The sequence below is a fragment of the Mesorhizobium sp. M0894 genome (assembly GCF_040319725.1).
Taxonomy (GTDB): domain Bacteria; phylum Pseudomonadota; class Alphaproteobacteria; order Rhizobiales; family Rhizobiaceae; genus Mesorhizobium.
The window spans coordinates 33,257-52,773 of the sequence record NZ_JAMYOG010000005.1; the positions used below are offsets into that span (position 1 = coordinate 33,257).

Sequence of the window (19,517 nt, forward strand, 5' to 3'; positions counted from 1 at the left end):
AGCGCGTTCAACTTCGCGGCCCCTCCCACTGCGCGGCCCCTCCCATGGTCTGCGACACTATCACGAAGCCTGCACTTCGTAAATTGCACCAAGTATCACCGGCAACTCTGTCGTCAGATTGCTAAGCCGGCGTCCTCCAAATCCTGGACAAACGCGACCGTCATTCTGAAATTCTTCAATTCCGCCGGCACCAATGCATTTTCGCGCATAAATTGCAGAGCTGACAGTGCGTCGCGTTTCTTTTGCTGAACGAAAGCTCCTGCGAGAATTTGCCGGCAGACTTCGAAATCATGATCACTGGCTTCCGGCAATGCCTCGCGGACCATTCGCGACAGCGTACGTTCCCGAAAATTGAGGTTCCGGGCCACATTCTCAAGCTTTCCTGACAAATCGGTGGAGATCAGGTTCCGCCTCCAAGCAGCGCGGATGGTCATTCGCAAATCAACCAAAGCGTGCGTTAGTGGCGAAAAATTCACCGCCTTCGGACCGTACAGCACTGCCACTGCGTCGTCAGGCAGCAAAGCAAAGCGGCGGTACCATCGATAGATAAGGCCAACGCCGTGCATGTATGGGTAAAGCTCGGCGGCTCGCAAGGCTCCCATGCTTCCGGCACCAATCACCGGGATGGCCTGGCTGATCGCCCACAGTATCTCCTTGTGCCTCACTGCCGGCTCAGCCTGGAAAGCGCCGTCTATGATGACAATTGCAGCGGGGTCATAACGCTGCACCGCAGCTATGATTGAGCCTTGCACCGCCGGCGCCAGGCAGATCACGTCGGCCACCTGCTGTGCCTCTGGATGCGATAGCGTGGGGCCGGTGAAAACGAGCCGAGGTCGCATCCGCTCACTCCACCAAAGGGTACAATTGGGGGATAACTATCCTGACGGCCGACAGCCGGTTCCAAGGGCTGGTTTTGAGGCGGACCAGATAAACGGCGCTGATTCCGCTTTCCTCCAGTCTCGCGAGAAGGCTGCCACGCAAGGTCTGCCCGTACGCCGCTCGATGGGCAGGCTGGCGGGCGAAACTCACGTCTTTTCGGCCGTCGGTGATCAGCTGGCGGTGCGCCTCGATAAGCTGCCAGTCGGGATATTTCGGATAAGACGCCCGGGTCATGTCATCGCGCGCACCCGAGATCGCCGCAAGCCGCGCCTGCGCCGCCTCGTGGATCGCTTGGACGGCAGCTGCCGCCGGATCGAATGCAGCGGCCGAGCCATCGGCTGGCAGATGGAGCAATGCCGTCTCGCGAGGATTGCTCTCCATCAGATGGCACCAAATCACAGGCAGGCCAACAGGCGACGGCGCAAGCCAAAGGCCGACGATCATGTCCTTTCGTGCAAGTTCATCCAATAGGGCCAAGACCCTTGCGTCATCGATGGTCGCTGGATCGATTCGCTGGCGTTGCAGAAAGCCATGCGTCTTGAGAGCGCGGGCGATCGCATCGCGTTCGACGCATTCCAATATGCCGTGTGTGATGGCGTCTGTTTCATCAAGTGCGGCCGCCAGTCCGGTTGTCGTTGGCGTGAAAATTCCGTCACAGGGGCTCGGCGGTACGAGATAGGCCGTGTGCACCAATTCCAGCGGAACGAAGTCGCGGCCGCCGCCCAGCAGGTTTTCCGCCTCTACCCAAGCGATTTCTCGGCCGCGCCAATCAGCACGTGCGGGCTCTCGCAGCCACATCTCAAATCGCCCGTAGGGTATCTGTAGTAATTTGGCCGAAGCGTAAGCTGCATCAAGATGTTCGATGCGCTCGGCGAAAAAGCTTTCAGCGGATTCCAAAATGGCCGATATCGCAGCGCGAGCTAGGTTGGCGCCCTTTCCCTGCGCGACCGCGTTTGAAAACGAGAACGGCCTCGTTGCCTGCACGACCGGGATGCCGACACGGTCCAGGCCGGTAATGTCCGCAATACGGGTGATGCCCAACGCTTGTCGCATCGACATCAGATAGGTCAGCGCTTCGTCTGCCGGAGGACCAAGGCGCTCATATTGTTCCACTATCGGCTGGCCCGCAGTTCCGGCTCAGGGTTCACGATCAGCGGTTCGCCGGGCTCAACCGACTTCCTTGCCGCTTCGACACGGTCGTTGTAGCGCCGAAGCAGTTCGGGCGAGAGATTTGACGCACTGAGCGTCTCGTAGGCCGCGATGAGGATGGGCACGGCATTTTGCTCGGCTGCAGTATTGAGGCTCTTCTCAAGGGCAGCTGCCACCCGGCCAGCTGCCGCCCTGTCAAGGACGAGAAGTTGTGCAATTCGCCGGTGTAGTTCCGCCAGCCAATATCGGCTGCCACCCGCCTCGGCCTGCGCCACCGCCGAATGAAGCAGGGCAAGCGCGTGACTGATCTCACCCGAGCGCGCGAGAAGTTCCGCTAGCATGCCGCAATAGACGGGCTCGTCCTCGGGTGTCTGCACTTGTCCATGCAGGCCGAGGGCCTCACGCATCTTGTCCTTGCCCCGCTCGAGTTGGCCAGCGTTGCCATCGCACCAGCCCTCGAAGATTTGTGCCGAGACGACTAGCGAAGGCAGGTGATGAAGCGCGGTCAGCTGTCGCAGATCCTCAATCACGTCACGTAACGAAGTGAAGTCGCGGCGGTAGCAACTCAGCATCGCGTCGTTGATACAGGCATGCGCAATGCTGCTGACATGGCCAGTCTGCTGTGCCCAGCGGCGGGCCTCCGACATGGAGTGGAGAGCGCTCGTTGCACGTCCCGAGAACCACAGCGACAGTGCACGATGCGCCAAGCCGCACACGCGCGCGTCGTGCCCCCCAAAACGCGTGGCATTCGCGTGCCCCTGGCCCACGTCATAGAGCGGCAGTCCAGCATCAATCGCGGTTATGCATCCACCATGGTCTCCGCGATTGAAATCGACTGCCCACAAGCAGTGCCTAGCCTGAAGCTGAATCTCGGGGTCGTTAACCTCCTGTAGATCACTGACGACGGCCTGCGCCCGCTCGCCGTCAACGACCGAACCCGTGAACCACCAACCCCAATAGATCGGGAACCACTTGGCGCGCTCCGCTATCGGCCGACGCCGTGCGATCTTTACGCCGTCGTCATAGAGCCTGCGGGCGTGCTCGGAATTTGGCCCTTCGACGGCGGTCAGTATCGGCCCGAGCGCCACCATCGCCGAGAGCCGCAGCGCATCCCGTTTGTCATGATCAGAAACCTGCTCGCAAAGCGCAATGGCATGCTCGAGCAACTGCCTTGCCTCAGCCATGGCCGAGCGGGACGAGCTTTCCATGCCGGCATTGACGAACTCGCCGATCGCTTCGTCAAGCAGGCCGCCTCGCTCAGCATGATCTGCAAGAGCTGCCGTTGTTAGCCAGCCAACGAGGTTGCGGTTGTCACTAGCCACCGCGTAAAGACGCTGATGCAGGATCTGCCGCCGTTTCCGCAGTGTTCCATTATAGATCGTCTCTTGGATAAGCACATGCCGAAACGCGTACACTGTTGCTGCTGCGTGCCTGGCGCGTACGAAGCCTGCCTCGGCCAGGGCATCGAGCGCCGCAGAGATTGTGCCCGGGTCAAATTCCGGCAAGAGCGCCGATAGCAAGTCCAGGCTGAATCTGTTGCCAGCGACGGCGGCCGCACGCGCCACCTCGCGGGCGCGGCCGAGAGGCTCAAGCCGGGCATCCAACACTGTTTCCAACACTGCCGCGCGGCCGAGCGAAACGCCCTGTGGCAGCTGCTCCGTACCGCTAGCGGCATTCTCCGCCATCCATTGGCAAACTTCCTCGATGAACAGGGGTACACCGCCGGTGACGCGCTCGACCAACTCTATCAGCTCAGGCGCAGGCGCTCGCTTGCCTTGAGGCCACATGGTCGCGATTGCCCGCAAGGTGTCGGCATGCTCAAGGGGAGCGAGCAAGACATGCTTGCTTTTATCGTCCAGCCAGTCGCCACATCCCGGCCTCGCCGTTGCGATCAAGAGCACGGGGAAACTAGGAACCAGCTTTGCAAGTTCACCCAGCAGTTGCTTCGACGTAAGGTCGATCCAGTGAATATCTTCAACGATCAAGACCACTGGGCCACTGGCGCACGTTGCTTGTAACGCATGGCGCGCAGCCCAATCGGCCTTCTCCCGGACCACTTCCGGATCCATCTCATAGAAACCGGACCTCGCGCCTTCCACGCCGAGCAGAAAAGAAAAGATGTCGACGACTTCGGCGTCGTGAACGTCATTTGCGGCGAACACCTCGGCCACAAGCGCAGGGGTGAGTGCACGCTCGCCGTCGTCGAAATTGCCCAGCATCGCCTGCCGCAGTGGATACAGCGTCGAACGCGAGTCGCCTGGCATACATTGGAAGAGGAGCAACCTGTTGCGTTGGAAGCGCGTTCGCCGGCGCACCTCGTGTAGGATGCGCGACTTGCCAATGCCGGCTTCGCCCTCGATCACGATGACTTGGCCACGTCCCGAAACGGCTTCATTCCAACATTCATGTATCAGCTCGGCCTCATCCGCACGGTCGATCAAGGGGCTGGTGAGGCGTCCGAACGCGAAGAAACGGTCTACCCCCCGCTTGTGGCTCAGCGCCTGCCAGACCTGCTCGGGTTGCGCGAACCCTTTGATGACGTGAGAACCGCAGAAGCTAAATACGTGTGAGCGCCGTGTCAGATTGCGCGTCTCGTTGCACACGACGACGGTATCTGGCCGGGCGATTGCCTGCAGCCTGGTTGCCAGCGCAAATGCAGGGCCGGTTACCGTGTCCTGCGCTGCAGCGGTATCCCCCTTCAGGATTAGCGTCATCGAGGTCGCCACACCGACCCTCACATGTAGGTCGCTCCTCCCTTTCTCCGCGGCAAGGAGCTTGCATGCCCTGACGATCTCAAGTCCGGCGCTGATGGTCAGCGACGCCGCATCCTTCGCACCCAGATCGACTGGGAACACAGCGACGCCGCCGTCGCCGACCTCGACCCTCACGGTTCCGGAGCACGACACGATCGCTTTCCTGGCGGCCATTTGAAACGCCAAGATAAGTTCCTCAAAATCTTCGATGCCGAGCAGGCTGAGCAACTCGGTGGAGCCTACGAGATCGTAGCAAAGGGCGGTTAGTACGCGCCGCTCGTGACGGGCCTCGATGCCGTCGTCCATCAACTCCCTGCCGATCGGAAGGCGCGAGCCAGTCCCCGCCTTCGGAACATCAACTCGGCTCTTATGCGACATGTCACCCTCGCTGACAGGGCATACTATCAAAAGTATGACAGAGCACAAATTACAGAGCGGCGATCGCCGGAACCTCAGGACCTCTCGCTGTGGGTTGGCGGGACTCAACGGCTTTGTCCCCCGAACTGTCCGCTTTGAACGCTTGAAGGGGCACTGTGGCTGTGCGATAGGCACTCCACAAAGTAGAGAACCTTGCGGAGAGCGCTAACATGGCGGGTGGACGGGGCCTTATGGCCGGCAAGCGCGGCCTTATCCTTGGCATCGCCAACAATCGCTCGATCGCTTACGGCATCGCCAAGGCCTGTGTCGACCATGGCGCCGAGATCGCGCTGACCTATCAGGGCGAGGCGTTCAAGAAACGCGTCGAGCCGCTTGCCGCGGAACTGGGCGCGCATGTCGCCGGCCATTGCGATGTGACCGACCCGGCCAGCCTCGATGCGGTGTTCGCCGATATCGCCAGCCATTGGGGCAAGCTCGATTTCCTCGTCCACGCCATCGCCTTTTCCGACAAGGACGAGCTGACCGGCCGCTATGTCGAGACGACGCGCGACAATTTCCTGCGTACAATGGATATTTCGGTCTATTCCTTCACCACCATCGCCAAACGTGCCGAGGCGCTGATGACCGATGGTGGGTCGCTGCTGACGCTGACCTATTACGGCGCGGAAAAGGTGATGCCGCACTATAACGTCATGGGTGTTGCCAAGGCGGCACTCGAAGCCAGCGTGCGCTATCTGGCCGTCGATCTCGGCGCCAAGAAGATCCGTGTCAACGCGATCTCCGCTGGCCCGATCAAGACGCTTGCCGCATCCGGCATCGGCGATTTCCGCTATATCCTGAAATGGAACGAATACAATTCGCCGTTGAAGCAGACGGTGACGCAGGAGGAGGTTGGCGATTCCGGCGTCTATTTCCTGTCCGACCTTTCGCGCGGCGTCACCGGCGAGATCCATCATGTCGATTCCGGCTATCATGTCGTCGGCATGAAGGCGGTCGACGCGCCGGATATTTCGACGGTCAAGGACTGACGCCACCGCCTGACCTCTTCCGGAAGACCTGATGTACCCGCTCGTCTATATCGTGCGCCACGGCCAGACGGCGTGGAACGCCGAGGCCCGGCTGCAGGGGCAGGCCGATACCGACCTCAACGAGCTTGGCCGCGAGCAGGCTAGCCGCAACGGGCGTAGGCTGGCCGACCTCATCGACAGGCCCGAAGATTTCGACTTTGTCGCCAGCCCGATGCGGCGCACGCGCGAGACGATGGAGCGCCTGCGCGCGGCGATGAAGCTCGATCCGCACGCCTATCGTACCGAGCCGCTACTCGTAGAATTGAGCTTTGGCGACTGGCAGGGTTTCACCTTTGCCGAACTCGAGGCGAACAATCCCGGTTCGACCAGGCAACGCCGCCTCGATAAATGGAATTTCCAGCCGCCCGGCGAGGGCGCCGAAAGCTATCAGATGCTGCTCGAACGGGTGAAGCCGTGGTTCGACGCGCTCGATCGCCAGACGGTCTGCGTGACCCATGGTGGCGTCATGCGCGCGCTGTTCCGCTTCGTGCTGGGGATGTCCGAACAAGATGCGGTCAGCATGGAAGTGCCGCAGGACCGCCTGCTCAGGCTGGACGGCTGGCGCCTGGAGTGGCTTTGAGACCGATGAGGTAGCGTATGTTGAGACCAGGTCGGGCCGGCACCGACGCGCCCTACTCGGTCGATCCGGTGTCCGGCAGTTCCATGTCGGTGACGACGTTCTCGCCATTCGTCACGTCATACGCGAGGACGATGTCCATGCCCGGTTTCAGCGCATCGAGATCGGTTTCGGCGTTCAGCTTGTAGGACTTGCCGTCGTCCAGCGTCAGCGTCAGCGCGTCCTTGTCGACCTTCTTGATCAGGCCTTCGGTCTGGCCGGCGAAGGCGGCGGTGGAAATCAACAGCGTGGCGGCAACAGCGCCAATCAGGATACGCATCATCGTCCTCTTTAATCATTGCCGGTACAGCGGCTCGGTCCAACGGAACGGAACTGAGCAGAAACCAATCGAATGTGTCAAAACTAAATCCGCCGGATCACAGTTTGACCACTGTGGAAAACGCCAATAGAAGGCAAGCTGCAGCGCCGCGTCCTCCTGGGCGCGCAACGAACGCTGTAGCACTTTTGATTTTTTTGCGCATGATCCTTTCCGAAAATCGCGCCGATTTTCGAGGTCATGCGCTAGGCCGGCTCCGACGCCGGCAGGGCTGGTTCCATGTCGCACAACACGTTCGGCCATCTCTTCCGCGTCACCACCTGGGGCGAAAGCCACGGGCCGGCGCTGGGCTGCGTCGTCGATGGCTGTCCGCCCGGCATCCGCTTCACTCGCGACGAGATCCAGGCCGAACTTGACAAGCGTCGCCCCGGCCAGTCACGTTTTGTGACCCAGCGTCGCGAACCTGACGAGGTCAAGGTCCTGTCCGGCTTTATTGTCGATGAGGACGGGGAGACGATGATCACCACCGGCACGCCGGTGTCGATGCTGATCGAGAATGTCGACCAGCGCTCCAAGGACTATGGCGACATCGCCCGCCAGTTCCGGCCGGGCCATGCCGACTACACTTACGAGGTCAAATACGGCCTGCGCGATTACCGCGGCGGCGGTCGCTCCTCGGCGCGTGAGACTGCGGCGCGAGTGGCGGCCGGGGCGCTTGCCCGCAAAATCGTGCCAGGCATGGTGGTGCGCGGCGCGCTGGTGTCGATGGGCGAAAGATCGATCGATCGCGCCAACTGGAACTGGAATTTCGTCGGTGACGCCGAAAACCCGTTCTTCACTCCCGATCCGGCGTCGGTCGCCGTCTTCACCAAATATCTGGACGGTATCCGCAAGGCGGGCTCCTCGGTCGGTGCGGTCATCGAGATCGTCGCCGACGGCGTGCCGGCGGGGCTTGGCGCGCCGATCTATGCCAAGCTCGACCAGGACATCGCCTCCGGCCTGATGTCTATCAACGCCGTCAAGGGCGTCGAGATCGGCAACGGTTTCGAGGCCGCCCGCATCACCGGCGAGGAGAATGCCGACGAGATGCGCATGGGCAATGACGGCAAACCGGTCTTCCTGTCCAACAATGCCGGTGGCATCCTCGGTGGCATCTCGACCGGCCAGGCGATCGTCGCGCGTTTCGCCGTCAAGCCGACCTCGTCGATCCTGACGCCGCGAAAGTCGATCGACAAGGACGGCAACGACGTCGAGATCATGACCAAGGGCCGGCACGATCCATGCGTCGGCATCCGCGCCGTGCCGATCGGCGAGGCGATGGTTGCCTGCGCCATTGCCGATCATTATCTGCGGCATCGGGGACAGACAGGGAGGGGAGTAGGGGAGTAGGGGAGTATGTTGGTGCACGCCAAGCAGCCAATTTTTTCCTTTTCCCTACTGCCGTACTGCCCTATTCCCCTACTCCCCTGCGAGTGAAACGAGCGCTTATGCCTTACGACCAGAAGAAGATCGTTGAAGCCCTGCGCGCCTTCGAGCGCGGCGAGATCGTCGTCGTCATGGACGATGACGGGCGCGAGAACGAGGGCGACCTGATCGTCGCCGCCGTCCATTGCACGCCGGAAAAGATGGCGTTCATCGTCCGCAACACGTCAGGCATCGTCTGCACGCCGATGCCGCGCGAGGAAGCCAAGCGGCTCAACCTGTCGCCGATGGTGGCCGACAATGATTCTGCCCACACCACTGCCTTTACCGTCAGCGTCGACTTCAAGCACGGCACCACGACTGGCATTTCGGCGGACGACCGCACGCTGACGGTGCGCAATCTCGCCAATGACAATGTCGGCGCGTCCGATTTCGTGCGCCCCGGCCACATCTTTCCGCTGATCGCGCGCGAGGGCGGCGTACTGATGCGTTCGGGCCATACCGAAGCCGCTGTCGACCTTTGCAAGCTCGCCGGCCTGCCGCCGGTCGGCGTCATTTCCGAGCTGGTCAACGATGACGGCACCGTGATGCGCGGCCCGCAGGTGCAGGCCTTCGCCGAAAAGCACGGGTTGAAGCAGATCTCGGTTGCCGACCTCATCGCCTACCGGCAACGCAAGGAAACGCTGGTCGAACGCGTCGCCTGTTCCGACATCGAGACGCCCGGCGGCAAGGCGCAGGTCTTTACCTATACGCTGCCCTGGGATTCCATGCATCACGTGGCGGTCGTCTTCGGCGATATCCGCGACGGCGTCGAGGTGCCGGTGCGCCTTCATTCCGAGGACGTGGTGAGTGACGTCTTCGGCACCAGCCACAGGCTGGACGCCATCATGAAGGCGATGGGTGAGCGCAAGCGCGGCGTCATCGTCTATCTGCGCGAAGGGTCGGTCGGCGTCGCCCATCAGGAGCGCAAGCGGCCGGCTGCCGGCGACCGCGAGGACCATGAAGAGGCGCGCCGGCGCGAGAACGAATGGCGCGAGATCGGCCTCGGCGCGCAAATCCTCAAGGATCTCGGCATTTCCTCGATCAATCTGATCGCCTCGCGCGAGCGCCATTATGTCGGCCTCGAAGGTTTTGGCATCCACATCGCCAAGACCGAGATTCTTTAGACCGTTCTCACGATGCTGGTATGCGTCCGGCCCCCGCCTCGGGCCGGACGCACCGGAAGCTATTCCGCAGCGACCGCAGCAGCGTCGCAGGCTGCAATGTCGCAATCCGGCGCGGCAAGGCTGCGCTGGCCGGCAAGCACGATGACCAATGCGATTGTGCCCGACGCCACCGATACCCAGAACCCGTTCTGCGCGCCGAAAGCGTCCACCACCCAGCCGGCGGCGAATGAGCCGAGCGCCATGCCGATGCCAATGCCGGTCATCACCCAGGTCACGCCTTCGGTCAGCACCGCCTCGGGCACGCGCCGCTCGATCAGACCGAATGCCGTGATGAAGGTCGGCGAGATCGCCACGCCGCTGACGAAGACGGCCAGTGCCAGCAGCGGCACGGTGTCGGCGACGAGCAGCGGCAGCGTGGTAAGCGCAATGATGGCGATTGCGATGGCAAGTTGAATTTGCAGCGGCACTTTCAGGTTCAGGGCGCCGATAATGATGCCGACGACGAACGATCCGAGCGCGTAGACGCCGATAACGAAGCTGGCGGCGCCCGGCTGGCCAAGCTCCTTGGTGATCGCCACTGTGCTCACCTCCGTGGTTGCAAAGGTCGCGCCAATGAAGATCAGCGCCAAGGTGAGGATCTGGACATGCCGCAGGCGGATTGCCGAACCGCCCGAACCATGTTCCACCGGTCTGGCTCGCGGTTCGGTCGAACGCTGCAGGATGAAAGCCGTCGAACCGAGGGCGAGGAACAATGTGCTCGCGAGCACTCCCGCTTCCGGGAAAAGCGCGACGCTCAGCCCCACCGACAGCGATGCCCCGGCGATGTAGACCAGTTCGTCCGCCGCCGATTCAAAGGCGAACGCGGTGTTCAGCTCGGGACGGTTGCGGAAGATCTCAGTCCAGCGCGCGCGCACCATTGCCGGGATGCTGGGCATGACAGCAGCCAGCAGCGATGACACGAACAGCGTCCATATCGGCCAATGCTGATTGGCCGCCGCAATCAGGATCGCGAAAGCGAGCGTGGAAATCACGGTGGTCGGCACCACAATCCGCGTCTGGCCGAGGCGATCCACCAGTCGCGATACCTGTGGCGCGACGAAAGCGTTGGCAAGCGCATATGTCGCGGAGACAGCGCCGGCCAGCCAGTATTCGCCATCAGTCTGTGACAGCATCGCAACGATCCCGATCGGAGCCATGGCCATCGGCAGCCGGGCAACGAACCCGGCTGCGGCGAAGCCTATGGCGCCAGGCGCGCGAAAGATCTGGGTATAGGGATTTTGCATGGTCTGGCTCCTCGACAACGGACGGTTCGACGATTACATACGTAACGTATGAGTTTAAATAGATCATACGCCGCGTATGTCAATTGGCATACGAAGCGTATGTTAATAGGGCCAGAGCATGCACAGACCACGCAAGGAGATGATTGCCGAGACCCGCGCCAAGCTGATTGCCGCGGCACGCCAGGCCTTCGGGACGCTCGGCTATGCCGAAGCCTCGATGGATGATTTCACGGCATCGGCCGGGCTGACGCGCGGTGCGCTCTATCATCACTTCGGCGACAAGAAGGGCCTTCTCCAGGCGGTCATCGCCGAGATCGACGCCGAAATGTCGGCCCGGCTGAAGGTCGTTTCGGCCAAGCCGGACAATCTCTGGCAGGGCTTTGTCGACGAATGCACCGCCTATATTGAGATGGCGCTGGAGCCGGAGATCCAGCGTATTGTGCTTCGCGACGGCCCGGCGGTGCTCGGCGATCCATCGCAATGGCCAAGCCAGAGCACATGCATCCGCTCGATGACGGAGAGCCTGCAAAGACTGAGCGACGAGGGGACCATTCTTGCCATCGATCCCGAAGCCGCGGCAAGGCTGGTCAGCGGCGCCTCGTTGCATGCGGCGCAGTGGATCGCAAATTCGAACGATCCCGAAGCGACGTCGAAGAAGGCAGTGAAGGCGTTCAAGGTTCTTCTGGAAGGGCTGCTCAATCTCACCGGCAGGCTGCACCAGCCTGATCGACTATCGTCGATGCACCCCGAGATTGACCAGTCACCGGCCTGAGGTTGTTCTTTCCAGCAATCTGGCGGCTCGCGCTGGAACCAGCCGGCCCCGCCCGCTTAAACCCTGTTGAACATCACACCAGCGAGACGCTAAAACATGGCCAAAGCGTCGAGGCGCGCCTATATCGGGGCATGGTCACGAGACTTTACACCCATCCGATTTTCCTCGAGCACATAACCCCGCCCGGTCACCCGGAGCGGCCGGACCGTTTGCGCGCCATAGAGCGTGTGCTTGACGACGAGGCCTTCGCGGCGCTCGATCGCGTCCAGGCGCCGGAAGGCGACGAGGCAACCATCCTTTACGCGCATCCGCCCGAATTCGTCGAACGTGTCCGCACAGCGATACCGGACACCGGCATCGCCCGTATCGACGCCGATACCACCGCCAGCCCAAAGAGCTGGCAGGCGGCCGTGACTGCGATCGGGGCTGCCAACGCTGCTGTTGACGACGTCTTCACCGGCCGTGCCGACAATGTCTTCGTCGCCGCACGGCCGCCTGGCCATCATGCCGAAAAGACCACCTCCATGGGTTTTTGCCTGTTCAACACCGCGGCGATCGCGGCACGCTACGCGCAGAAGAACCATGGCGCCGACCGCGTTGCCGTCGTCGACTGGGATGTGCATCATGGCAACGGCACGCAGGACATCTTCTGGGACGATCCGTCCGTGCTCTATTGCTCGACGCACCAGATGCCGCTTTACCCCGGCACCGGGGCCGTGAGCGAAACCGGCGCCGGCAACATCGTCAACGCGCCGCTGGCGCCGCAGAGCGGCAGCGATGTTTTCCGCGACGCCTTTCTGTCGCGCATCCTGCCGGCGCTCGACAATTTTGCGCCCGATCTTATCATCATCTCCGCCGGTTTCGACGCCCACCACCGCGATCCGCTGGCCGAGATCAACCTGACCGAGGATGATTTCGACTGGGCGACCGGTCAGTTGCTCGAACGCGCCGGGCGCCTTAGCGGCAATCGGGTCGTCAGCCTGCTCGAGGGCGGCTACGATCTGCAGGGATTGGCATTTTCAGTCGCCGCCCATGTCGGGCGGCTGATGAAGGGATAGACGATGGCTGGTGAGATCAACGAGGACGTCAAGGCGATGAGCTTCGAGCAGGCGCTCGACGCGCTAGAGAGGATCGTCGACGATCTGGAGCGCGGCGACGTGCCGCTCGACCAGTCGATCCGCATCTACGAGCGCGGCGAGGCGCTGAAGGCCCATTGCGACCGGCTGTTGAAGGCGGCCGAGGACAAGGTCGAGAAAATCAGGCTGTCGCGTGACGGCAAGCCGGTGGGGACAGAGCCGTTGGACGCGGATTGAGGCGGCCTCGAACGACGATTGTGCTTGCCGGCTTTGGACATCACCATGATTGAGGATAAAACTCATCCCGTTTGAAACGGCTCCAGGACGAGAGGAGATTGCGAACGATGTGCAGAAACATCAAAACCCTGTTCAATTTCGATCCGCCGGCAACCAATGACGAGGTCCGCGATGCCGCACTTCAGTTTGTCCGCAAGCTGAGCGGAACGACGCGACCGTCAAAACAGAACCAGCATGCGTTCGACCATGCCGTCGAGGCCATTGCCGCCTCGGCGCGCGAATTGCTCGACAGCCTCGAGACGACGCAGCATCCGCGCAATCGCGAAGAGGTGGCGGCCAAGGCGAAGGCCAAATCTGCACTTCGCTTCGCCTGAGGGGACCGCGTGAGCTTCTTTCCCGGAAACGATCCGCAGATGGGCGATGCCTTCGCCAGCGATCAGATCGAGCTGATGGTCATTCCGAACGCCAAGGATATTGGCGGATTTCAGGTTCGCCGCGCCTTGCCGACGGCCAGGCGCCGGCTGGTCGGACCTTTCATCTTCTTCGATCGTATGGGTCCGGCAGTTCTTCGGGCCGGCCAGGCGCTCGACGTCCGTCCGCATCCGCATATCGGACTGTCGACGGTGACTTACCTGTTCGACGGCAAGATCAGGCACCGTGATTCGCTCGGCACCGAGATGGTGATCCAGCCCGGCGACGTGAATCTGATGACCGCCGGCCGCGGCATCGTCCATTCGGAGCGCACGCCAGAAGAACTGCGCGGCGCGCCGATGTCGGTTTCCGGCCTGCAGACATGGTTGGCGCTGCCGGACGGCAAGGAGGAGGTCGCGCCGATCTTCGAAAACACCGCGGCGCTGCGCCTGCCCGAAATCGATGCCGAGGGGGTCAGCGGCCATATCGTCATCGGTGCGTTTTCCGGAATGCGCTCCCCGGTCGCGACCGCTTCGGACACACTGTACGCCGATCTCAGGCTGGCGCCGGGTGCCAGCGTGAAGATCCCGGCCGATGCCGAGGAGCGCGCCATCTATACGCTGGAAGGCGAGGTTTCGATATCCGGTGACCGCTTCCCGGCCGAGCGGCTGCTGGTTTTCCGGCCCGGCGATGAGATCGTTGTTTTATCGGAGAGCGGCGCCCATTTCATGCTGTTTGGCGGCGCTTCGCTCGGTTCGAAACGTTATATCTGGTGGAATTTCGTATCGTCCTCAAAGGAACGCATCGAACAGGCGAAAGAAGAATGGAAGACGGGCCGCTTCGATATCGTTCCCGGAGACGAGCAAGAGTTCATCCCGCTGCCCGAAAGCTGATGCGCGTTACCGCCACATTTACATTCGCCGGCCAGCGGCATATTTCACGATGAACAGAAAATCTGACCAGGCTCGCAAACAGTGAACGCAAAGCCCGATACGCCGCTTCTCGACAAGGTCCGCGTCCCAGCCGATTTGCGCACGCTTGCCGAAGGCGACCTGCCGCAGCTGGCTTCCGAGCTTCGCGCCGAACTGATCGACGTCGTGTCCCACACCGGCGGGCATCTCGGCGCCGGCCTTGGCGTGGTCGAGTTGACCGTCGCGCTGCACTACGTCTTCAACACGCCGGACGATCGGCTGATCTGGGACGTCGGCCACCAGGCCTATCCGCACAAGATCCTGACCGGCCGCCGCGACCGCATCCGCACGCTGCGGCAGGAGGGGGGGCTGTCCGGTTTCACCCGTCGCGTCGAGAGCGAATACGATCCGTTCGGCGCAGCCCACTCCTCGACCTCGATTTCAGCCGGCCTCGGCATGGCGATGGCGCGCGATCTGTCCGATGGCCGCAACAATGTCATTGCCGTCATCGGCGACGGCGCCATGTCGGCCGGCATGGCTTATGAGGCGATGAACAATGCCGGCGCACTCGATGCCCGGCTAATCGTCATCTTGAACGACAACGATATGTCGATCGCTCCACCGACCGGCGCAATGAGCGCCTATCTGGCCCGTCTGGCGTCTGGCAAGACCTATCTGGGGTTGCGCGATTTCGGCAAGAAGCTGACGTCCTATCTCGGCGAGCGCGCCGATCGCGCCATCAAGCGGGCGGTCGAGCATGCGCGCGGCTACGTCACCGGCGGCACGCTGTTCGAGGAAATGGGTTTCTACCACATCGGCCCAATCGACGGCCACAACCTCGAGCACCTGATCCCGGTGCTGAAGAACGTCCGCGACAATGCCGACGGCCCGGTGCTGATCCACGTCGTGACCCAGAAGGGCAAGGGCTACGCCCCGGCCGAGGCGGCCGCCGACAAATATCACGGCGTCAACAAATTCGACGTCATTACCGGCGCCCAGGCCAAGGCGCCCGCCAACGCGCCGAGCTACACCAAGGTGTTTGCCGACAGTCTGATCCAGGAGGCCCGAGAGGACGACCGCATCGTCGCCATCACCGCCGCCATGCCGAACGGCACCGGGCTTGACCTCTTCGGCGAAGCGTTTCCGGCGAGGACCTTCGATGTCGGCATTGCCGAGCAGCATGCGGTGACCTTCGCCGCCGGCCTTGCCACGGAAGGCTTCAAGCCTTTCGCGGCGATCTACTCGACCTTCCTGCAGCGCGCCTACGACCAGGTCGTCCACGACGTGGCGATCCAGAAATTGCCGGTGCGCTTTCCGATCGACCGCGCCGGCTTCGTCGGCGCCGATGGTGCCACCCATTGCGGCGCTTTCGACACCACCTTCCTGGCGACGCTGCCCGGTTTCGTCGTCATGGCGGCGGCCGATGAGGCCGAGCTGCGCCACATGGTACGCACCGCTGCAAGCTACGATGACGGCCCGATCGCCTTCCGCTATCCGCGCGGCAACGGCGTTGGCGTCGAGATGCCGCAGCGCGGCTCGGTATTGGAGATCGGCAAGGGCCGGATCGTCAGGGAAGGCACCAAGGTTGCGCTGCTTTCCTTCGGCACCAGGCTGCAGGATTGCCTGGCCGCGGCCGAGGAGCTTGGCGCGGCGGGGCTTTCGACCACGGTCGCCGATGCCCGTTTTGCCAAGCCGCTCGACGAGGATCTGATCCGGCGGCTGGCCCGTTCGCACGAGATACTGGTGACGGTGGAAGAGGGCGCGGTCGGCGGCTTCGCCAGCCATGTGCTGCAGTTCCTGGCCCACGAAGGGCTGCTGGAGAGCGGCCTGAAGGTGCGCCCGCTGGTGCTGCCCGACACTTTCGTCGACCATGCCAAGCCGGAAAAGATGTATGCCGATGCCGGGCTGGACAGCGCCGGCATCGTGCGCACAGTGTTCGTGGCGTTGGGGCATACCGCGCAGGCCCAGCGCGCCTAGTTGTTTCCGCGTTTCTGCAACGCCAAAAGATTCTGCTTGGCTGCAAATGCCAGTCTGAATCAAAATCTCAACTGCTTGAATCAAATTACCGGCGAACAGTCGTAAGATACTGTTTACGCTGCCATTTGGCGATTTGCTTGCCGTGTCCTTTGGCCGTTTTTCAACGCCGCCCTGCTAGAAAGCGACCGGCAGGGGAAAGAAGACCAATGAGATCGCTTTTGGGCGGCATCGCGCTAACGGCCATCTTCGCCGCGTCGGCCGTGGCCGAAACGCGCTACGACCGCAAACTCGAAGAGGCGGTGATGGGCATCGCCGCCGGCAAGATCGGCCAAATCCGTGGCGGCTTCTCCTACAAGGAGGCGCCGCAATTCGTCGTCGTGCCAGATACCTTGCCGAAGGCGTCCATTTCCGTTGACCGGCCGCGCCCGCAGGTGTCCGGCGACAGCAGCGACGGTCTGACGCCGGCCGTTGAACGGCGGGTTTCGCGGACCATATTCTAGAAACTAGAACCACATATCCCGCACACAGCGACCATCCCTCGGCAAATCCTCGAATGTGTCGAGACCGTCGAAATGATCGATCGGGAGGTCGGCGACAGCCTCCGGCGGCGCAAGCCTCATATTGACGGCGATGCGGTGGCGACCGGCGGTATCGGCACGCAATCCGCGCCAGGCCAGGACGCAAGCGCACGTTGGACAGAAGAGAATCTCAAGCGAAGGGTGAGCCCTTCCAACGCGCGTATAGGCACTCACGGGCCCCGCAAGGCGGATGCGTTCGTCGACATAGTCATACGCCCAGAGCGTGCCGTAGCGACGGCAAAGCGTACAGTTGCAGGCAGTGATCGAACCGGGATCGCCCTCCAGGGTCCAGTGGGCTGCGCCGCAGTGGCAGGTTCCCGTCAGCATGTTCCTCCTCCACGTTTCGACGGCTAAACGGCATCTCTTCTTAGCATTGCGTCGGGTGTCGTGCGAGGTTCGACAAACAGCGGAGCGGCTGATGAGTTCACCCGCTTTTCCAACTATGCCTTGTCTCATCGCCAATATCCTTGCCATCATCGTTGGCATTCGCCATGAAGGCCGATGACTTCCCTTCCGCCAGCCAGCATTCGCCAGCGGCTCGACGAATTACTCGTCCAGCGCGGCCTGTTTGCCAGCCGCTCGCGTGCTCGCGATGCGGTGGCGCGCGGCACCGTGACGGTCGACGGCATCGTCGCCCACAAGCCGGGCCAGGCCGTTCTGCCTGAGTGCAACATCGTCGTTGACGATCCGGCGCAAGGTTACGTCTCGCGCGCCGCACTGAAGCTGAAGGCTGGTCTCGACCATTTCGGCCTCAACCCCACCGGTAGCGAAGCGCTCGATGTCGGCGCCTCGACCGGCGGCTTCACGCAGGTACTTCTCGAACGCGGCGCGGCGCATGTCACGGCGATCGATGTCGGGCACGGCCAGATCCACTCCGACATTGCCGGCGATCCGCGCGTGACGGTGATTGAAGGCCTGAATGCGCGCGAACTGTCGGCCGCCGATCTCGGCGGCCGTGTGCCGGATTTCATCGTCTCGGATGTCAGCTTCATATCGCTGAAACTGGCGCTGCCGCCGGCGCTTGCCTTGGCCAGGAACGGCGCAAAAGCCGTGTTTCTGGTCAAGCCGCAATTCGAGGCCGGCCGCGAGGCGATCGGCAAGGGCGGCCTGCTGAAGGACCCCTATGATGCGGCGCGCATTGCCGGCCTGATGCAGGACTGGCTCGATGCCATTCCCGGCTGGCGCTCGTTGGGACTTCATCTGTCGCCGATAGAGGGCGGCGACGGCAACCGCGAGTTCCTGCTCGGCGGCATCAAGGCCGTCGCGACCAAGCCTGCCAAGATCGGGCGGGCCGGGATTGAGAAGCGATGACCACGCGTTTCACAATCGCAAAATTGGGCTCGCAGGGCGACGGCATCGCCGAGACCGAGACCGGCGAGGTTTTCATTCCGTTTACGCTGCCGGGAGAGGTCGTCACCGCCGGGCGGGAGAAAGATCGCGCTACCTTGATGTCGGTGCTTGAGGCCTCGCCGCTGCGAGTCGATCCGCCGTGCCGCCATTTCGGCGAATGCGGCGGCTGCGCCGTCCAGCATCTCGAGACTGAAGCCTATCACCAATGGAAGCGCGAAAGGGTCGTGCATGCGCTGAAGAGCAAGGGCATCGCCTGCGATGTCGGCCCGCTGGTGCCGTGCGCGCCGCACACGCGCCGCCGCGTCGTCTTCACTGCCCGGCGGAGCGAGGCGGGAATGCAGTTCGGCTTCGTTCGCGCGCTGTCGTCCGAAATTATCTCCATCGAGGAATGCCCGATCTCGCTGCCGCAGATCGTCGCTGCGCTCGACCGTTTGAGGATGCTTGCCGGACTGATCTGCACCACGACCAAATCGTTCCACATGGCGGTGACGGTGAGCGGTTCCGGCCTCGATGTCGCGGTTCACGATTCCGGTAAGCTCGGCGAGAACCAGCGCCGCGTCGCCTCGAACTTTGTCATTGCCGAGAGGCTAGCCAGGCTGTCGGTCGACGGCGAGATCATTATCGAACCAAAGAAACCGGTCGTCCTGTTTGGTGGCGTCGCTGTCGCAGTGCCGCCGGGCGCTTTCCTGCAGGCGACCGAGGCCGCCGAACAAGCGATGGCCGACATTGTCGGCCAGCATCTCGCGCGCGCCAAAAAGGTCGCCGATCTCTTCGCCGGCTGCGGAAGCTTCGCACTGCGTCTGGCCTCAAGATCGGAGGTTCATGCGGTGGAAGGCGATGCGGCAGCACTCTCGGCGCTTGACCGGGCCTTCCGTTTCGCCAGCGGCCTGAAGCGGGTGACCGGCGAACGTCGCGACCTGTTCCGGCGGCCGCTCACATTCAAGGAGTTGAATGCCTTTGACGGCGTAGTCTTCGACCCGCCCCGCGCCGGCGCCGAGGACCAGTCGAAGCAGATCGCGCGCTCCGACGTGCCGCTCGTCGCCGCGGTGTCCTGCAATCCGGTGACGCTGGCGCGGGATCTTCGCATCCTCCTCGATGGCGGTTACGCCTTGAAGAGCGTAATCCCGATCGACCAGTTCCTGTGGTCGCCGCATGTCGAGGCCGTCGCGCTGTTGGAGAAGCCGAGACGAAGGCGCTAGCAGCTAGGGCTTGAAA

General features: G+C 62.5%; 19 protein-coding genes. 13 read left to right on the forward strand and 6 right to left on the reverse strand.

The annotated features are described in order from the left end of the window. Positions 1-113 precede the first annotated feature (113 nt). The 3 genes from NKH91_RS11595 to NKH91_RS11605 form a co-directional block, all read right to left on the reverse strand. Entirely contained in the window at positions 114-782 is a 669-nt protein-coding gene (locus NKH91_RS11595) for a TfuA-like protein (RefSeq protein WP_352715676.1), read from the reverse strand. Between the two features lie 61 nt (positions 783-843). After that, positions 844-1,992: a YcaO-like family protein gene (locus NKH91_RS11600; protein ID WP_352884900.1), complete on the reverse strand. Its 1,149-nt coding sequence runs from the start codon at positions 1,990-1,992 to the stop codon at positions 844-846. Continuing rightward, complete coding sequence (locus NKH91_RS11605) at positions 1,992-5,087, reverse strand: ATP-binding protein (protein WP_352884902.1); 3,096 nt, start codon at positions 5,085-5,087, stop codon at positions 1,992-1,994. Before NKH91_RS11605 ends, NKH91_RS11600 begins: the two co-directional genes overlap by 1 nt. 281 nt (positions 5,088-5,368) lie before the next feature. Here NKH91_RS11605 and fabI point away from each other — a divergent pair, with 281 nt between their 5' ends. Then, on the forward strand, positions 5,369-6,187 hold the full coding sequence (gene fabI, locus NKH91_RS11610; RefSeq protein ID WP_031211054.1) for an enoyl-ACP reductase FabI: 819 nt from the start codon (positions 5,369-5,371) through the stop codon (positions 6,185-6,187). Positions 6,188-6,218: 31 nt separating this feature from the next. After that, positions 6,219-6,806: a histidine phosphatase family protein gene (locus NKH91_RS11615; RefSeq protein WP_352483722.1), complete on the forward strand. Its 588-nt coding sequence runs from the start codon at positions 6,219-6,221 to the stop codon at positions 6,804-6,806. A 52-nt stretch (positions 6,807-6,858) separates the two neighbouring features. On the opposite strand, the gene NKH91_RS11620 is transcribed toward NKH91_RS11615, so the two are convergent. Next, a complete protein-coding gene (locus NKH91_RS11620; RefSeq protein ID WP_023716902.1) occupies positions 6,859-7,122 on the reverse strand; it encodes a DUF1344 domain-containing protein in 264 nt (87 codons plus the stop codon). Positions 7,123-7,398: 276 nt separating this feature from the next. Here NKH91_RS11620 and aroC point away from each other — a divergent pair, with 276 nt between their 5' ends. Beyond that, the gene (gene aroC, locus NKH91_RS11625; protein WP_352483721.1) at positions 7,399-8,508 is read left to right on the forward strand and encodes a chorismate synthase; all 1,110 of its coding nucleotides are present in this window, start codon (positions 7,399-7,401) and stop codon (positions 8,506-8,508) included. A gap of 98 nt (positions 8,509-8,606) precedes the next feature. Next, positions 8,607-9,707, forward strand: a complete 1,101-nt coding sequence (gene ribB / locus NKH91_RS11630) for a 3,4-dihydroxy-2-butanone-4-phosphate synthase (RefSeq protein WP_352483720.1) — start codon at positions 8,607-8,609, stop codon at positions 9,705-9,707. Between the two features lie 59 nt (positions 9,708-9,766). Here the strand turns inward: ribB and NKH91_RS11635 are convergent, their stop codons facing one another. Beyond that, positions 9,767-10,990: an MFS transporter gene (locus NKH91_RS11635; protein ID WP_352884903.1), complete on the reverse strand. Its 1,224-nt coding sequence runs from the start codon at positions 10,988-10,990 to the stop codon at positions 9,767-9,769. A gap of 118 nt (positions 10,991-11,108) precedes the next feature. On the opposite strand from NKH91_RS11635, the gene NKH91_RS11640 reads away from it, so the two are divergent. From NKH91_RS11640 to NKH91_RS11670, 7 genes are all read left to right on the forward strand, one after another. Beyond that, positions 11,109-11,762 (forward strand): TetR/AcrR family transcriptional regulator, encoded by a 654-nt coding sequence (locus NKH91_RS11640; RefSeq protein ID WP_352483718.1) that lies wholly within the window; start codon positions 11,109-11,111, stop codon positions 11,760-11,762. A 131-nt stretch (positions 11,763-11,893) separates the two neighbouring features. After that, positions 11,894-12,820, forward strand: a complete 927-nt coding sequence (locus NKH91_RS11645) for a histone deacetylase family protein (RefSeq protein WP_023716906.1) — start codon at positions 11,894-11,896, stop codon at positions 12,818-12,820. Positions 12,821-12,823: 3 nt separating this feature from the next. Further along, positions 12,824-13,075 carry an exodeoxyribonuclease VII small subunit gene (locus NKH91_RS11650; protein ID WP_023716907.1) on the forward strand — a complete coding sequence of 84 codons (252 nt, stop codon included), beginning with the start codon at positions 12,824-12,826 and terminating at the stop codon, positions 13,073-13,075. Positions 13,076-13,182: 107 nt separating this feature from the next. Then, entirely contained in the window at positions 13,183-13,449 is a 267-nt protein-coding gene (locus tag NKH91_RS11655) for a DUF2277 domain-containing protein (protein ID WP_023716908.1), read from the forward strand. A 9-nt stretch (positions 13,450-13,458) separates the two neighbouring features. Next, positions 13,459-14,379 (forward strand): pirin family protein, encoded by a 921-nt coding sequence (locus NKH91_RS11660; protein ID WP_352483716.1) that lies wholly within the window; start codon positions 13,459-13,461, stop codon positions 14,377-14,379. A gap of 81 nt (positions 14,380-14,460) precedes the next feature. Further along, a complete protein-coding gene (gene dxs / locus NKH91_RS11665; RefSeq protein ID WP_023716910.1) occupies positions 14,461-16,374 on the forward strand; it encodes a 1-deoxy-D-xylulose-5-phosphate synthase in 1,914 nt (637 codons plus the stop codon). A 206-nt stretch (positions 16,375-16,580) separates the two neighbouring features. Continuing rightward, the gene (locus NKH91_RS11670) at positions 16,581-16,874 is read left to right on the forward strand and encodes a hypothetical protein (protein WP_352884905.1); all 294 of its coding nucleotides are present in this window, start codon (positions 16,581-16,583) and stop codon (positions 16,872-16,874) included. A 3-nt stretch (positions 16,875-16,877) separates the two neighbouring features. On the opposite strand, the gene NKH91_RS11675 is transcribed toward NKH91_RS11670, so the two are convergent. Next, on the reverse strand, positions 16,878-17,279 hold the full coding sequence (locus NKH91_RS11675; RefSeq protein ID WP_352494381.1) for a GFA family protein: 402 nt from the start codon (positions 17,277-17,279) through the stop codon (positions 16,878-16,880). A 174-nt stretch (positions 17,280-17,453) separates the two neighbouring features. Here NKH91_RS11675 and NKH91_RS11680 point away from each other — a divergent pair, with 174 nt between their 5' ends. Beyond that, positions 17,454-18,263 (forward strand): TlyA family RNA methyltransferase, encoded by an 810-nt coding sequence (locus NKH91_RS11680; RefSeq protein WP_023716912.1) that lies wholly within the window; start codon positions 17,454-17,456, stop codon positions 18,261-18,263. Continuing rightward, positions 18,260-19,501 carry a class I SAM-dependent RNA methyltransferase gene (locus tag NKH91_RS11685; protein WP_352884907.1) on the forward strand — a complete coding sequence of 414 codons (1,242 nt, stop codon included), beginning with the start codon at positions 18,260-18,262 and terminating at the stop codon, positions 19,499-19,501. The genes NKH91_RS11680 and NKH91_RS11685 overlap by 4 nt, the downstream gene beginning before the upstream one ends. The last annotated feature ends 16 nt before the right edge of the window (positions 19,502-19,517 follow it).

What these genes read in the sequence shown, in the direction of transcription:
- NKH91_RS11635 (WP_352884903.1), bottom strand. Translation starts at nt 10,990, where the DNA reads ATGCAAAATCCCTATACCCAGATCTTTCGCGCGCCTGGCGCCATAGGC.
- NKH91_RS11650 (WP_023716907.1), top strand. Translation starts at nt 12,824, where the DNA reads ATGGCTGGTGAGATCAACGAGGACGTCAAGGCGATGAGCTTCGAGCAG.
- fabI (WP_031211054.1), top strand. Translation starts at nt 5,369, where the DNA reads ATGGCGGGTGGACGGGGCCTTATGGCCGGCAAGCGCGGCCTTATCCTT.
- NKH91_RS11655 (WP_023716908.1), top strand. Translation starts at nt 13,183, where the DNA reads ATGTGCAGAAACATCAAAACCCTGTTCAATTTCGATCCGCCGGCAACC.
- NKH91_RS11640 (WP_352483718.1), top strand. Translation starts at nt 11,109, where the DNA reads ATGCACAGACCACGCAAGGAGATGATTGCCGAGACCCGCGCCAAGCTG.
- NKH91_RS11645 (WP_023716906.1), top strand. Translation starts at nt 11,894, where the DNA reads ATGGTCACGAGACTTTACACCCATCCGATTTTCCTCGAGCACATAACC.
- NKH91_RS11685 (WP_352884907.1), top strand. Translation starts at nt 18,260, where the DNA reads ATGACCACGCGTTTCACAATCGCAAAATTGGGCTCGCAGGGCGACGGC.
- NKH91_RS11670 (WP_352884905.1), top strand. Translation starts at nt 16,581, where the DNA reads ATGAGATCGCTTTTGGGCGGCATCGCGCTAACGGCCATCTTCGCCGCG.
- NKH91_RS11620 (WP_023716902.1), bottom strand. Translation starts at nt 7,122, where the DNA reads ATGCGTATCCTGATTGGCGCTGTTGCCGCCACGCTGTTGATTTCCACC.
- NKH91_RS11675 (WP_352494381.1), bottom strand. Translation starts at nt 17,279, where the DNA reads ATGCTGACGGGAACCTGCCACTGCGGCGCAGCCCACTGGACCCTGGAG.
- NKH91_RS11605 (WP_352884902.1), bottom strand. Translation starts at nt 5,087, where the DNA reads ATGGACGACGGCATCGAGGCCCGTCACGAGCGGCGCGTACTAACCGCC.
- NKH91_RS11615 (WP_352483722.1), top strand. Translation starts at nt 6,219, where the DNA reads ATGTACCCGCTCGTCTATATCGTGCGCCACGGCCAGACGGCGTGGAAC.
- NKH91_RS11680 (WP_023716912.1), top strand. Translation starts at nt 17,454, where the DNA reads ATGACTTCCCTTCCGCCAGCCAGCATTCGCCAGCGGCTCGACGAATTA.
- ribB (WP_352483720.1), top strand. Translation starts at nt 8,607, where the DNA reads ATGCCTTACGACCAGAAGAAGATCGTTGAAGCCCTGCGCGCCTTCGAG.
- aroC (WP_352483721.1), top strand. Translation starts at nt 7,399, where the DNA reads ATGTCGCACAACACGTTCGGCCATCTCTTCCGCGTCACCACCTGGGGC.